Annotated in this window: 12 protein-coding genes; 4 read left to right on the top strand and 8 right to left on the bottom strand. The window is 60.8% G+C overall.

Annotated elements, in window-relative coordinates; all coding sequences use genetic code 11:
- Positions 1-199 precede the first annotated feature (199 nt).
- Positions 200-1,594 carry a DEAD/DEAH box helicase gene (locus V8Z65_RS07510; protein ID WP_338723535.1) on the top strand — a complete coding sequence of 465 codons (1,395 nt, stop codon included), beginning with the start codon at positions 200-202 and terminating at the stop codon, positions 1,592-1,594.
- A 140-nt stretch (positions 1,595-1,734) separates the two neighbouring features.
- The gene (locus tag V8Z65_RS07505) at positions 1,735-2,802 is read left to right on the top strand and encodes a GGDEF domain-containing protein (RefSeq protein WP_338723534.1); all 1,068 of its coding nucleotides are present in this window, start codon (positions 1,735-1,737) and stop codon (positions 2,800-2,802) included.
- On the opposite strand, the gene aroA is transcribed toward V8Z65_RS07505, so the two are convergent.
- The 8 genes from aroA to V8Z65_RS07465 all read right to left on the bottom strand — a co-directional run bounded on the left by aroA (position 2,803) and on the right by V8Z65_RS07465 (position 11,208).
- Positions 2,803-4,080, bottom strand: a complete 1,278-nt coding sequence (gene aroA, locus V8Z65_RS07500; RefSeq protein WP_338723532.1) for a 3-phosphoshikimate 1-carboxyvinyltransferase — start codon at positions 4,078-4,080, stop codon at positions 2,803-2,805. It lies immediately after the preceding gene.
- 105 nt (positions 4,081-4,185) lie between these two features.
- Complete coding sequence (locus V8Z65_RS07495) at positions 4,186-4,566, bottom strand: iron-sulfur cluster assembly accessory protein (protein ID WP_338723531.1); 381 nt, start codon at positions 4,564-4,566, stop codon at positions 4,186-4,188.
- Positions 4,567-4,617: 51 nt separating this feature from the next.
- Positions 4,618-4,983: an SUF system Fe-S cluster assembly protein gene (locus tag V8Z65_RS07490; protein WP_338723978.1), complete on the bottom strand. Its 366-nt coding sequence runs from the start codon at positions 4,981-4,983 to the stop codon at positions 4,618-4,620.
- 41 nt (positions 4,984-5,024) lie between these two features.
- The gene (locus V8Z65_RS07485) at positions 5,025-6,245 is read right to left on the bottom strand and encodes a cysteine desulfurase (RefSeq protein ID WP_338723530.1); all 1,221 of its coding nucleotides are present in this window, start codon (positions 6,243-6,245) and stop codon (positions 5,025-5,027) included.
- A 134-nt stretch (positions 6,246-6,379) separates the two neighbouring features.
- Entirely contained in the window at positions 6,380-7,591 is a 1,212-nt protein-coding gene (sufD, locus tag V8Z65_RS07480; RefSeq protein WP_338723529.1) for a Fe-S cluster assembly protein SufD, read from the bottom strand.
- Positions 7,592-7,594: 3 nt separating this feature from the next.
- Complete coding sequence (gene sufC, locus V8Z65_RS07475) at positions 7,595-8,356, bottom strand: Fe-S cluster assembly ATPase SufC (RefSeq protein WP_338723528.1); 762 nt, start codon at positions 8,354-8,356, stop codon at positions 7,595-7,597.
- Between the two features lie 112 nt (positions 8,357-8,468).
- Positions 8,469-9,998 (bottom strand): Fe-S cluster assembly protein SufB, encoded by a 1,530-nt coding sequence (sufB, locus tag V8Z65_RS07470; protein WP_338723527.1) that lies wholly within the window; start codon positions 9,996-9,998, stop codon positions 8,469-8,471.
- Between the two features lie 64 nt (positions 9,999-10,062).
- Positions 10,063-11,208 carry an aminotransferase class V-fold PLP-dependent enzyme gene (locus V8Z65_RS07465; protein ID WP_338723526.1) on the bottom strand — a complete coding sequence of 382 codons (1,146 nt, stop codon included), beginning with the start codon at positions 11,206-11,208 and terminating at the stop codon, positions 10,063-10,065.
- Positions 11,209-11,493: 285 nt separating this feature from the next.
- Here V8Z65_RS07465 and V8Z65_RS07460 point away from each other — a divergent pair, with 285 nt between their 5' ends.
- Positions 11,494-12,156, top strand: coding sequence for an alpha/beta hydrolase (locus tag V8Z65_RS07460; RefSeq protein WP_338723525.1), 663 nt, complete (start codon positions 11,494-11,496; stop codon positions 12,154-12,156).
- A gap of 133 nt (positions 12,157-12,289) precedes the next feature.
- A complete protein-coding gene (tyrS, locus tag V8Z65_RS07455; protein WP_338723524.1) occupies positions 12,290-13,528 on the top strand; it encodes a tyrosine--tRNA ligase in 1,239 nt (412 codons plus the stop codon).
- Positions 13,529-13,548 lie beyond the last annotated feature (20 nt).

Genomic DNA, 13,548 nt, shown 5'->3' with positions numbered 1-13,548 from the left:
GACATTGACCCCGGCCTGAAAGACTTGCCGCTGCAATGTCATTCTGCGGATGCGTAACAGTACCTCATAATCCATCCGCTCTCATGCAAGGGACGCGCGCCCAAAAGGCAGAACTTGCGCTATTCCAATGACCGGCGCACCGGACCGAACCCTTCGGCCCGGCCAGGCATCGGGCAGACCGTTGAGTGGAACGACCGACTTGACCGACGACTTTTCCGGACTGGGCCTATCGAGCAAGGTTACTGATGCTGTGGCTGCGGCCGGCTACAGCAAGCCAACCGAAATTCAGGCGCAGGCCATTCCGCACCTTCTGGAAAAGAAGGACCTGATCGGTATTGCGCAGACCGGCACGGGCAAGACCGCGTCCTTCGTGCTGCCGATGCTGACGCTGCTGGAAAAAGGCCGGGCGCGCGCGCGGATGCCGCGCACGCTCATTCTCGAGCCGACGCGCGAACTGGCTGCGCAGGTTGCCGACAATTTCGAGAAATATGGCAAGAACCACCGCCTCTCGATGGCTCTGATCATCGGTGGCGTATCGTTCGAGGACCAGAACAAGAAGCTCGACCGCGGCGTGGACGTGCTGATCGCAACGCCTGGGCGTTTGCTGGATCAGTTCGACCGCGGCAAGATCCTGCTTACGGGTGTGGAAATCCTCGTTATCGACGAAGCCGATCGCATGCTCGACATGGGCTTTATCGACGACATTGAGAAAATCTGTTCGCGGCTGCCGCCACGGCGCCAGACCATGTTGTTCTCTGCCACGATGGACGCGCAGATCGAGCGCCTCACCAAGCGGTTCCTGAAGGACCCGGTGCATGTGCAGGTGTCGCGGACGTCATCGACGGCGGACACTATTGACCAGAAGCTGGTCAAAGTGCCCTCCAAGCCCGACGAGAAGCGCGCGGCCTTGCGCGCCCGCATCGATGCATCCGAGGGGCTGACCAACGCGATCATCTTCTGCAATCGCAAGCGGGACGTGGCAACACTGGCCCGTTCCCTGCAGCGCCATGGCTATTCCGCGGGGGCGCTGCATGGCGACATGGACCAGAAGAGCCGTATGGAAACGCTGGATGCCTTCAAGACCAACAAGCTGACTTTGCTTGTGGCCAGCGACGTCGCGGCGCGCGGTCTCGATATTCCGGCGGTCAGCCATGTGTTCAATTTCGACGTGCCGGTACATGCCGAGGACTATGTGCACCGTATCGGCCGTACGGGCCGGGCCGGTCGCTCCGGTGTCGCCTATACCTTTGTCGGGCCTGCCGACGGCAAGCATCTCGATGCCATTCTCAAGCTGATCCAAAAATCCATCGACTATCTGGAGACCGATAAGCCGGCGGCAACACGCCACGGGGACGAGGCGTCGGAGACGTCGGGCGACAAGCCAAGCCGTGGCCGGCGCGGCAGAGCCAAGCCAAAGGCGGAAACGACAGACGACGCGCAGACCGTTGAAACAACACCTAAAGCTGCCGCCAAGAAAAGCCAGCGAAAGCGCAGCGCTGCGCCGGCAGAAGACCCCAGGCCAGCGGATACGCCTTTTGGCGATGCGGGCCCTGTTCCGGCGTTTTTGCTGCGTCCGGCCAGGATTTCGCAATAGATTGTGCAATATCTGGCTAATTCTCGGCCGATATTGTCTGTAAGAGCTTGTTTCGATCAGTGTTCGGGCTGTATCTACTGCCCGCGACTCAATTAATGTGACTGTAAGCGGTCAGGGCGCAACGATGCGCGGGGTGGGCAGTGTCGGACCAAGAATTTACGCGTGCCTTGGGTTATGCCAACGCCGCGTTTGACCTTTTAAAACGCAGTGGTATTCCGCCCTACCCGCAGTTCTACGAGCTGCTCTATACCTATGCGACCGGCGTCAACCCTTCGCTAAACAATCGCATTAATGCCATTTTCCGCAGCGGCACCGTGCCCTCGTCGCAGTTAGCGGAAACCCTTTATAACGAGTTTCTCAAGTCCGACGTCAACGACCGCATGTCGAGTATGTCGGAGCGCATGCATGCACGCATCGAGGCGGTGCATGAGGCCATCGACAGCGCGATGACCACGGCGAACGCCTATTCTGGCTCACTGCAGTCGGCGAGCGGGGACCTGCAGCGCGACCTTTCGTCGAACGATATGCAGGCGCTGGCGACCCGGTTACTGGCCGAGACGCGCCGCATGCAGGACACCAACCGGCAGCTCGAGACCAAATTAGAGGCGTCCCGGGAGGATATCGCGGCGCTGCAGCGTGACCTGGACGATATGCGACGCGAGTCCATGCTGGACCCGCTCACCAAAATCGCCAATCGGAAGAGCTTTGACGAGGGTTTGGCCGACGCCATCAAGGACGCCACCCGGACTGGCGATGCGCTTTCCCTGATTCTGGTGGATATCGACCATTTCAAGACCTTCAATGACACCTACGGTCACCAGACCGGCGACCAGGTGCTGCGCCTCGTAGCGATGACGCTGAAATCCAATATCAAGGGCAAGGATCTGGCAGCCCGCTATGGCGGCGAGGAGTTCGTTGCCGTCCTGCCGTCCACGGACCTGGACGGCGCCGTCATCGTGGCGGAGAACGTCCGTAAGGCTATCCAGGCGAAAGAACTGCTCAAGCGCTCGACCAACGAGAAGCTGGGCCGCATCACTGCATCCTTCGGGGTGGCCGAATTCACGCCCCGGGACAATGCCGCCTCCCTGATCGAGCGCGCTGACCAGTGCCTTTATGCCGCCAAGCATGCGGGCCGGAACAAGGTCGTCAGCGAGACCGATTTGATCGAAATCGATGAGGCGCCAAGCAATGGCGCCTCGGCCGCCTGATCAGGCCGTCGGCGTCAATTCGACACCCAGGCCGGCAAGCATGTCCCAGTATTCAGGATAAGTCTTGCCGGTGCAGGCCGGATCGAGAATGGTCACGCCCCCCATTTTGAGGCCAGCGAGCGCGAAGCTCATGGCGATGCGATGATCGTGATAAGTTTCGATGCGACTGGTGGCGTTACGCTGCGCCGATTGCATGAGGGAAGGATCGGCGTTGACGATGAGATCGTCACCCTCCTCCCGCGCCAGATTGGGGCGCAGGCGATTGAGCTCATTGGCAACGGCGCGAATGCGATCGGTTTCCTTGACGCGCAGATTGGCAATGCCGACGAAACGAACGGGATGATTGTTGAACGCGGCGACCACCGCCATGGTGGGCACCGCATCCTGCATCTGGGAGCCGTCGATAACGGCCGGCATATTGGGAAATTGTGCGAGAACGGCCTTGGCGGCCGCGTCCGGCTGGGTGAAGGCATCGGCCGACACGCCCAGGTCAATCCTGCCGCCGGTCAGCGCCTCAATGCCCCACAAATAGGTGGCTGCCGAGGCATCGGGCTCGACATGAAAGTCTGCTGCCTTGTAGCCGGTGGGCTGAACCAGCCATGAGCCGTCGTCCCGGGCCTCAACCACCGCGCCGAAGGCGCGCATGGCGGCAAGGGTCAGATCGACATAGCCGCGGGCGCCGATATCTTTACCGGTCAGTGCGATCTCGATAGGGCCTTCGCCAAGCGGGGCGGCCATGAGCAATGCCGACACGTATTGGCTGGACAGAGAGGCGTCGATCTCGACGCGGCCCTGGCCGAATGAGCCCGTGCCATGAATGGTCACCGGCGGGCAGCCGCTGGGACTTCGCGCATCGATTCCAAGCGTATTGAGGGCCTCCACCAGTGGCAGAATCGGACGCAGGCGCATGTCCTCATCGCCGTCGACAACAACCGTGCCCACAATGGTGGCAACCGCGGCGGTGAGGAAGCGCGTGGCAGTGCCGGCATTGCCCAGGAAAAGCGGGCCCGCAGGCGCCTGGAGACGTCCCGGGCTGGTGATCAGGAAAGTGGTGGCATCCGGCTCGTCCACCGTCACGCCCATTTCGCGCAGAGCGCGCGCCATAAGGGCGGTGTCTTTGCTCTTGAGTGCTCCCGTCAACCGGCTCGTTCCCTCCGCCAGAGCAGCCAGAAGCAGAGCGCGGTTGGTTATCGACTTGCTGCCGGGCGGTGAGACGCGTCCAGAGAGCGGGTGATCAGGGGGAGTGATGGTCAGAGCAGGCGGAAGGGCGTTTTGCATGATGCCGGATCAATGCACCAGCAGCGCGCATAGTGCAACTGACCATGTGGAGGTCGCGCGCAGACCGCTGCCAGAGAACCCTACGGCCAGCCCGTTCGAGCGGCTTCAGGCCCCTGCCCTGGCCTCTGCGAGTGCCTTGAGATCGGCGGGCGCCAGAGTGACGCTTTCGCCGCAACCGCAGGCCCCGGTCTGGTTGGGATTGTTGAAGGTGAAGCTGGAGCCCATCTTTCCCGCTTCGAAATCCATAACCGTTCCGAGCAGGTACATGGTCGCCTTTGGGTCGACCCAGACATCGACGCCCTTGTCCTGCACGTGGTCATCGCCGGCAATTGGGGCTTCGACGTAGTCCATGGTGTAGGACACGCCAGCGCAGCCGGCGTTCTTTATGCCGACGCGCAAGCCAATGACCGGCTTGTCAGAATCCTCGATGATTTCGGTGATCCGCTCGGCGGCGGCATCGGTCAGCGACATGATCTGAAAGGGCATAGTCCAAACTTTCATCGGCGTTTCACGATATATAGGACGAAACGCGCGGCCTTACCACCAGTTCAACGCAACTTGAGCTTCCTCGCTCATGCGGGAGGCGTCCCATGGCGGATCGAAGACCATGTTGACGGTCACGTCCTGAATGCCTTCCACGCCGCGCGCGGCGTTCTCGACCCAGCCGGGCATTTCGCCCGCCACCGGGCAACCGGGCGCGGTCAAGGTCATATCGATGGTCAGGTTCCGATTGTCATCGAGATCCACGCGATAGATCAGCCCAAGTTCGTAGATGTCGACCGGAATTTCCGGGTCATAAACGGTCTTGAGCGCGCCGATCAGATCGGTGGTGATGCGCTCCACCTCGGCTTCGGGCAGATCGGTCGGCATATTGGGCGCGATGCGGATGTCGGCCTCGGGCATCTCTGTTCCGGTCTTGGATTCTTCAGTCATATTGGCCTTCCTCAGGCGAAAAATTTCCGAGCGCGTTCAATGCCGTCCACCAGCGTGTCTACGTCATCCTTGCCGTTATATAGGGCGAAGGAAGCGCGACATGTAGAGGTCGTGCCGAAACGGGCCAGAAGCGGTTGGGCGCAATGCGTTCCGGCGCGGACGGCAATACCATAGCGATCAAGGATGGTCGCCACGTCATGGGCGTGGGTGCCGGCAATCTCGAAGGAGAAAATGCCACCCTTGCCCGGCGCCGTGCCAATCAGGCGGAGCGAATTGACGCGCGAGAGACGCTCCAGCGCATAATCGGCGACCGCGCGCTCATGAGTCATAATGGCGTCGCGGCCGATGGCCTGCATGTAATCGAGCGCCGCACCCAGCCCCATGGCCTGGACAATGGGTGGTGTGCCCGCCTCAAAACGATGCGGCGGTTCGTTATAGCTCACACCATCGAGGGTGACGGTATCGATCATCTCGCCGCCGCCCTGATAGGGCTGCATTTCGGCGAGCAGATCATATTTGCCGTAAAGAACGCCGATGCCGGTGGGGCCATAAAGCTTGTGCCCGGTCATCACATAGAAGTCGGCGTCCAGGTCCTGCACGTCGACGCTGGTGTGAACGGCACCCTGCGAGCCATCGACAAGCACCGGAATGCCGCGGGCATGGGCAATTTCGATGATGCGCTTGATCGGGTTCACCGTGCCCAAGACGTTGGACATATGGGTAACCGCCACAATACGGGTGCGATCGGTCAGCGCGGCCTCGAAGGCATCCATATCGAGCGAACCGTCATCATCGACATCGACCCATTTTATGACCGCACCCTTGCGTTCGCGATGGAAATGCCAGGGCACAATATTGGAATGATGCTCCATGATGGTGGTGACGATCTCGTCGCCCTCAGCGATGCGAGGACCAACGAACGAGGACGCGACCAGATTGATGGCCTCGGTGGCCGAGCGGGTGAAGATGATCTCTTCAACCCGGCTGGCATTGAGAAAACGGCGGACGCTTTCGCGGCCGGCCTCATAGCCTTCGGTCGCGCGATTGGCCAGAGTGTGCAATCCACGATGCACGTTGGCATATTCGTGCCGGAAGGCATGGTCCATACGGTCCAGCACCTGAACCGGTTTCTGCGCCGAGGCACCGGAGTCGAGATAGACCAGGCGGTGGCCATGGATCTGTTCGCCGAGTATCGGGAAGTCAGCGCGGATATTTTCGAGATCGAAGGTCATGTTCGCTTCCGTGGCGGGACACCCCCACCCTTGGTCCCTCCCCACAAGGGGGAGGGAGACGATGTGGCACCTTCAGCGTCACACATTCATCGTTTGACCCAGCTTCCGCCTCGCGGACACCTGGGCGGCGGGATTTACTTGCCCGCCATCAGCCAGCTATCGACGATGGTCTGCAGCGCTTCGTTCAGCTCTTCGTCCTCGATCGGATCAAAAAGCTCGGCAATGAAGCCGCGCACCAGCATGGTTTCGGCCTCGGCTTTGGGAATGCCACGGCTCATCAGGTAGAACAGGCTGTCTTCGTCGATCATGCCGCAGGTCGAGCCGTGGCCGCAGACGACGTCATCGGCATAGATTTCGAGTTCGGGCTTGGAGAGGATTTCTGCCTCGTCCGAGAGCATCAGACCCTGATGCATGAACTTTGCGTCGGTCTTCTGCGCGTCGCGGGCGACGACAAGCTTGCCCTGAACCACGGCCTTGGCACGGCCGCGCACGATGGACTTGAACAGCGGCTGCGAGGAGGTGTGCGGTACCGCGTGCTGGGTTTCCATGGTGATATCGGCGTGCTGGCCATCGGACACCAGGTTGAGCCCGGTCAGGTCGGCATGGGATTCGGCGCCGGCCATGCGTGGGAACACATGGGTGCGGGCAAGGCCTGCACCGGCGTGAACCACCAGAGTGCGGAGCTTAGCGCCATCGGCGAGCTGATACTCATTGGTCGCGAAGTGCGACACGGCCCGCGCGCTGAGATCGAGCGTGATGTGAGTCACCACGGCGTTCTTGCCGAGCGAGAGATAGGTCGCGTGATTGCCGACATGGGCCGCGTCAGAACCCGAGAAGGTCTCGACAATGGTGGTGCTGGCGCCATCGGCCACGAAAATCTTCAAGGCATCGGCAACATGGGCGGCCTCGCCCTCGATGCGGCGCTCAATCTGGATGACCGGGTCGACGCTGTTTTCCAGCGTCAGCGTCAACGCCTCCTTGGCCAGGGCGCCATTGATGTGAACGAGAATGTCATCGCGGGTGGTCAGAACGCCACCTTCGGCCTTGCCGACAATGACACCGGCCGGAGCCGTCGCGGCGTTCTGGACGACGCCATTGGCGATCATCAGATTGTAGGCACCAGGAATGCGCAACGCAGGGGCACTGGCTTCATTGGCCGGGGTGGCCGCTGGCGGAATGGCCCGCAGCAGGGTCTTGAGATCGGTGTAGTGGTAGCTCTCGACGCGGCGGGTCGGCAGGCCAACCACGGTGACGCGTTCTGCGGTAGCATCGGCGCCGGCGGCCTTGAGCTGGGCGATCAGAGCTTCCTCGGCGGGGCCGAGGCGAACGGGAAAGTTTGCGCGCATGGTTCAGGCAGCCTCTCCGCCGTAGCTGGCATAGCCCTGGGCCTCGAGCTTGAGCGCGAGGTCCTTGTCGCCGCTTTCGACGATCTTGCCGTCAGAGAAGACATGCACCACGTCCGGAACGATGTGGTTGAGCAGGCGCTGGTAGTGGGTGATGACCAGCATGGAGCGCTGGCCGTCGCGCAGGGCGTTAACGCCCTTGGACACGACCTGGAGTGCATCGATATCGAGGCCGGAATCGGTCTCGTCGAGCACGGCCAGAGAGGGCTTGAGCAGCGCCATCTGCATAATCTCGGCGCGCTTCTTCTCACCGCCGGAGAAACCAACATTGAGCGGGCGCTTGAGCATATCGTTGTCAATGTTGAGCTGGGCGCCGGCTTCCTTGACGGCACGCATGAAGTCGGGCGTCGTCAGCTCGGCTTCGCCGCGGGCCTTGCGCTGGGCGTTGAGCGCGGCCTTCAGGAAAGTCATGGTGGCAACGCCCGGGATTTCGATCGGGTATTGGAAAGCCAGGAACAGGCCGGCAGCGGCGCGTTCATCGGGCTCCATCTCCAGGATGTTTTCGCCGTTGAGCAGGATCTCGCCCTCGGTGACCTCATAATCTTCCTTGCCGGCGAGCACGTAGCTCAGCGTCGACTTGCCCGAGCCATTACGGCCCATGATGGCATGGACCTCGCCGGGAGGGATAATCAGGTTCACGCCCTTGAGGATTTCGCGTTCCTCGATGCGAGCATGCAGATTGCGGATTTCAAGAACGGGAGTGGTCATTTGTTTCTCCGTGGCGCCAATCAGTCGCCGATTGTCATAAGGCCCCCTCACCCGCCCTTTGGGCGACCTCTCCCCCGAAGGGAGAGGTGGGAGCGAGTTGCTGTTTCGAGGACTAGCCGACCGAACCTTCGAGGCTGATCGAGATCAGCTTCTGGGTTTCGACCATGAATTCCATCGGCAGGTGCTGCAGCACGTCGCGGACGAAGCCATTGACGATCAGCGCCACGGCTTCTTCTTCGGAAAGGCCGCGCTGCATGCAGTAGAACATCTGGTCGTCGGAAATCTTGGACGTGGTCGCTTCGTGCTCGAAGACGGCAGTACCATTGCGGCTCTCGATATAGGGAACCGTGTGGGCGCCGCATTTGTCGCCGATCAGCAGCGAGTCGCACTGGGTGAAGTTGCGGGCATTCTTGGCCTTGGCATGGGCCGAGACCTGGCCGCGATAGGTGTTGTCCGAGAAGCCTGCAGCAATGCCCTTGGAAATGATGCGGCTGGACGTGTTCTTGCCCAGATGCAGCATCTTGGTGCCGCTATCGACCTGCTGATAGCCATTGGAAATGGCGATGGAATAGAACTCGCCGCGCGAACCGTCGCCGCGCAGAATGCAGCTGGGATATTTCCAGGTGATGGCCGAACCGGTTTCGACCTGGGTCCAGGAGATGTGCGAGTTCACACCACGGCAGTCGCCCCGCTTCGTAACGAAATTGTAGATGCCGCCCTTGCCTTCCTTGTCGCCCGGATACCAGTTCTGGACGGTGGAATATTTGATCTCGGCATTGTCGAGGGCGACCAGCTCCACCACGGCAGCGTGCAACTGGTGCTCGTCGCGCATCGGCGCGGTGCAGCCCTCCAGGTAGGAGACGTAGCTGTCGTCATCGGCGATGATCAGCGTGCGCTCAAACTGGCCGGTCTTCTTCTCATTGATGCGGAAGTAGGTCGACAGCTCCATGGGGCAGCGGACGCCCTTGGGGATATAGACGAATGACCCGTCGGTGAAGACGGCGCAATTGAGCGTGGCATAGTAGTTGTCGGACACCGGGACGACCGAACCCAGATACTGCTTGACCAGTTCAGGGTGCTCGCGGATCGCGTCGGAAATCGAGCAGAAGATGATGCCCTGCTTGGCCAGTTCCTCGCGGAATGTGGTGACCACGGACACCGAGTCAAAGACAGCGTCGACCGCGACATTGCCAGAGAACGGCGTGCCGGTCGGTTCGCCTGCGCCCTCGACGCCGGCGAGAATGGCCTGCTCCTTGAGGGGAATGCCGAGCTTCTCATAAGTCTTGAGCAGTTCGGGGTCGACTTCGTCGAGGCTCTTGGGGCCCTTGAAGCTCTTTGGCGCCGCGTAATAGCTGATCGCCTGGAAGTCGATCTTGGGATAGTGGACCTTGGCCCAATTGGGTTCGTCCATAGTCTGCCAACGGCGGAAAGCCTCAAGACGCCATTCCAGCATCCATTCGGGCTCGTCCTTCTTGGCCGAGATAAAGCGGATCGTATCCTCGGTGAGGCCCGCGGGAGCGACGTCGGATTCGATGTCGGTTTCAAAGCCGTATTTGTACTTATCGACGTCGAGCGCCAGAACCTGCTCGACCGTTTCCCGGTCGATTTCTTCCTTAAGAGTCGGAATATCGTAATCCGCCATGCGGCTTCTCCTTCAATGCCCATCGGCGGTTCAAGGCCGCCGCGAACGAATACCAGCGCGACTGTCAGGCCGCTTTTCCGCCCCGCTTCTGGCGGGACAGAAGTGTTTCAAATCCGACGAGAAACGCGTCCGCGTCCGCCATGGTCGAGTTCCACCCGAAGCTGATGCGCAGCGCGCAATTGGCCAGGTCCTTGGACACGCCCATTGCAGCCAATACATGGCTGGCCCCGACCTTGCCCGAAGAACAGGCCGAGCCTGAAGACACGGACAACCCCATAAGGTCGAGCGCCATCATGGCCGTCGCATTGTTCAGGCCGGGCACAGCAAAATTGGTAACATTGCCGACACGCGTTGCCGTCTGCCCAAAAATGGTGACATCGGGCGCTAGCCGATAAAGCCCGGCCTCAACATATTCAGTCAGCGCGGCCATGGCCTGGCGGTCATAGGTGCAGGCCTCAGCGGCCGCGCCAAAGGCGGCAATGAGCGCAGCTGCCTCGGTGCCGCCGCGCCGCCCCTGTTCCTGACCGCCGCCGGGAATAAGCCGCACCGTATCAGCGTGCGACTTCACCAATAGGCCCCCAATGCCGGTCGGGGCGCCAATCTTGTGACCACTTACAGCCATCATATCGGGTGCCGAGGCGGCGAAATCCAGAGCCAGCTTGCCGAAAGCCTGCACCGCATCGACGAATAAAGCATGGCGCGTTGGCCCTACCATGGCGTTGATCCGCTCGATCGGCTGGACTACGCCCGTTTCATTATTCACCCAGTGGACCGCCACGAGCAGGGTCACGCCCTCATCGTCGGCCCTGCGCAAAAGCGCGGCGAGTTGATCGAGGTCAATATTGCCCGCCGCATCGAGCGGTATTGTCCAAACTGGCAGGCCCGTGGCCTCGACCGCCTTGAGCAAGGCGGCATGTTCCCCCGTACTCGGGGCCACGGCGTCTGCGGAGAAGACCTTGGCGCCCCCCACAACCGCTTGGGTAATGGCTTCGGTGGCCGAACCGGTGAAAACCACCTGCTTGGGCTCGGCGCCAGCCAGCTTGGCCACCTGTCCGCGAGCGGATTCCACCAGATTGCGCAGCGCGCGACCATGGGCGTGGATCGAGGAGGGATTACCCGTCAATTCCAGGGCGGCAAGCAAGGCGGATCGTGCCTCGGAACGAAGCGGGGCCGATGCATTGTGATCGAGATATATGGCCGCTCTCGTCATTCCGCTTCCCGGACGCATGCTCGTCCATCATAGCTTCCATGCCCGTTGCGGGACGCTCCAGCGCCTCCGCATCCAAACACTTCTTGAAATTTTACGCCCAACTTCTTTACAAGGGGCGCTCCAACGGGCCGCAGAACGGCCCAAAACCGAGTTTCGAATTATTCTAAACTGGTGTTTCGGACCCATGTTTTAGGGAGCGCCCGGCGCTTAGTCAAGCCGTGCGCTGCCACAGTTGCGGGCGCGAAGGACCAAAAAGGACAGAGCCAGAAAAGGCCGAACAAACTTATGCCAGAAGTGATCTTCAACGGCCCGGAAGGGCGTCTGGAAGGCCGGTACCAGCCGGGCAAAGAACCCAATGCTCCGGTCGCGATCGTGTTGCATCCGCACCCGCAGTTCGGCGGGACGATGAACAATCAGATCGTCTATAATCTCTTCTATATGTTCGCCGAACGCGGCTTTTCTGTTCTGCGCTTCAATTCCAGGGGTGTTGGGCGCTCGCAGGGCGTATTCGACCATGGCATTGGCGAATTGTCCGATGCCGCCGCAGCGCTGGACTGGCTGCAGATCATCAATCGTGAATCGCGCGGTTGCTGGATTGCCGGCTTTTCCTTTGGTGCATGGATCGGCATGCAATTGTTGATGCGCCGGCCGGAAGTCGAAGGCTTCATTTCGGTGTCGCCGCCGGAAAATCTCTATGACTTCTCGTTCCTGGCCCCCTGCCCCTCCTCGGGCCTGATCATCCATGGCGACAAGGATCGCGTGGCGCCACCCTCCTCGGTGCAGAAGCTGGTGGACAAGCTCAAGACCCAGAAGGGTATCACCATCGAGCAGCAGATCGTGGAAGGGGCCAACCACTTCTACGAAGGCAAAGTCGACGAACTGACGGCGCGCTGCGCCGAGTATCTCGACCGTCGCCGTCAAGAGATCGCGGACGGCGGCGGGCGCTGACTAAGGGCGCAATATTGCGACTTGTTGGAAGGGACCTCATCCTGAGCCTGTCGAAGGGCGAGGTCCCCAGTGCACCGACCTCGTGGTTCGACAGGTTCACCATGAGGTCTCACGAGACTTCAGCGGTTCCAAAATGACCAAGTTCAAATCCGACTTCCTGCGCATCCTTGCAGAGCGCGGTTTTATTCACCAGACCTCCGACGACGCGGCACTGGACAATCTCTTCGCCACAGAGACCGTGACGGCCTATATCGGCTTTGACCCGACGGCCGCCTCCTTGCATGTGGGCAGCCTCATTCAGATCATGATGCTGTATTGGCTGGAAAAGACCGGTCACCGCGCCGTTGCCCTGATGGGCGGCGGCACCGGCATGGTGGGTGATCCGTCCTTCAAGGACGAGGCCCGCAAGCTGATGACGCCGGAGATGATCCAGGCCAATATCGACAGCATCAAGCAGGTCTTTGCCAATTACCTCGACTTCAGCGAGGGCAAGTCGCTGATGGTCAACAATGCCGAGTGGCTGATGCCGCTCAATTATCTCGAGTTCCTGCGCGATGTGGGCCAGCATTTCTCGGTGAACCGCATGCTGAGCTTTGACTCGGTCAAGCAGCGGCTTGATCGCGAGCAGTCGCTCTCGTTCCTCGAATTCAACTACATGATCCTGCAGGCCTATGACTTCGTCGAGCTCAACAAGCGCTATGGCGTACGGCTGCAAATGGGCGGTTCGGATCAGTGGGGCAATATCGTCAATGGCATTGATCTGGGGCATCGTCTGGGGACGCCGCAGCTTTATGCGCTGACCTCGCCGCTGCTGACCACGGCTTCGGGCGCCAAGATGGGCAAATCGCTCAATGGTGCCATCTGGCTCAATGCCGACCTGCTGTCGGCCTATGACTTCTGGCAATATTGGCGCAATACCGAAGATGCGGACGTCGAGCGGTTCCTCAAGCTCTATACCACGCTGCCGCTCGATGAGATTACGCGGGTTGTCGCCGGTGACATCAACGAGGCCAAAAAGCGACTGGCGACAGAAGTCACGGCCATGCTGCGCGGCCGCGAGGCCGCCGAGGGTGCGGCCGAAACGGCGCGGGCGACGTTTGAAACCGGCAAGCTCGACTTGTCCTTGCCGACCGCCGAAATCACCCATGCCGAACTCAATGCCGGCATCGGTGTGCTCAATGCGCTGGTCAAGGCCGGCCTGGCCTCATCGAACGGTGAGGCCCGCCGGCATGTCGCTTCGGGCGCGGTACGCGTCAATGATGCCGTCATCGATGATGACAAGCTGTCCCTGGCGGAGAACGCGTTGTTGCCCGAGGGGGTCATCAAGCTTTCCATCGGCAAGAAGCGGCATGCGCTGATCAAGCCGGTTTAAGCCAGACCGGGTACCGTTCA

The organism is Devosia sp. XK-2 (assembly GCF_037113415.1).
Taxonomy (GTDB): domain Bacteria; phylum Pseudomonadota; class Alphaproteobacteria; order Rhizobiales; family Devosiaceae; genus Devosia.
Note: the sequence above shows the minus strand (reverse complement) of the source record. Positions and strands in the feature narration are given on the sequence as shown.

Coding starts and splice junctions, on each gene's coding strand:
- aroA (WP_338723532.1), bottom strand. CDS start 4,080: ATGCAAAACGCCCTTCCGCCTGCTCTGACCATCACTCCCCCTGATCAC.
- V8Z65_RS07495 (WP_338723531.1), bottom strand. CDS start 4,566: ATGCCCTTTCAGATCATGTCGCTGACCGATGCCGCCGCCGAGCGGATC.
- V8Z65_RS07490 (WP_338723978.1), bottom strand. CDS start 4,983: ATGCCCGAGGCCGACATCCGCATCGCGCCCAATATGCCGACCGATCTG.
- V8Z65_RS07485 (WP_338723530.1), bottom strand. CDS start 6,245: ATGACCTTCGATCTCGAAAATATCCGCGCTGACTTCCCGATACTCGGC.
- sufD (WP_338723529.1), bottom strand. CDS start 7,591: ATGCGCGCAAACTTTCCCGTTCGCCTCGGCCCCGCCGAGGAAGCTCTG.
- sufC (WP_338723528.1), bottom strand. CDS start 8,356: ATGACCACTCCCGTTCTTGAAATCCGCAATCTGCATGCTCGCATCGAG.
- sufB (WP_338723527.1), bottom strand. CDS start 9,998: ATGGCGGATTACGATATTCCGACTCTTAAGGAAGAAATCGACCGGGAA.
- V8Z65_RS07465 (WP_338723526.1), bottom strand. CDS start 11,208: ATGACGAGAGCGGCCATATATCTCGATCACAATGCATCGGCCCCGCTT.
- V8Z65_RS07460 (WP_338723525.1), top strand. CDS start 11,494: ATGCCAGAAGTGATCTTCAACGGCCCGGAAGGGCGTCTGGAAGGCCGG.
- tyrS (WP_338723524.1), top strand. CDS start 12,290: ATGACCAAGTTCAAATCCGACTTCCTGCGCATCCTTGCAGAGCGCGGT.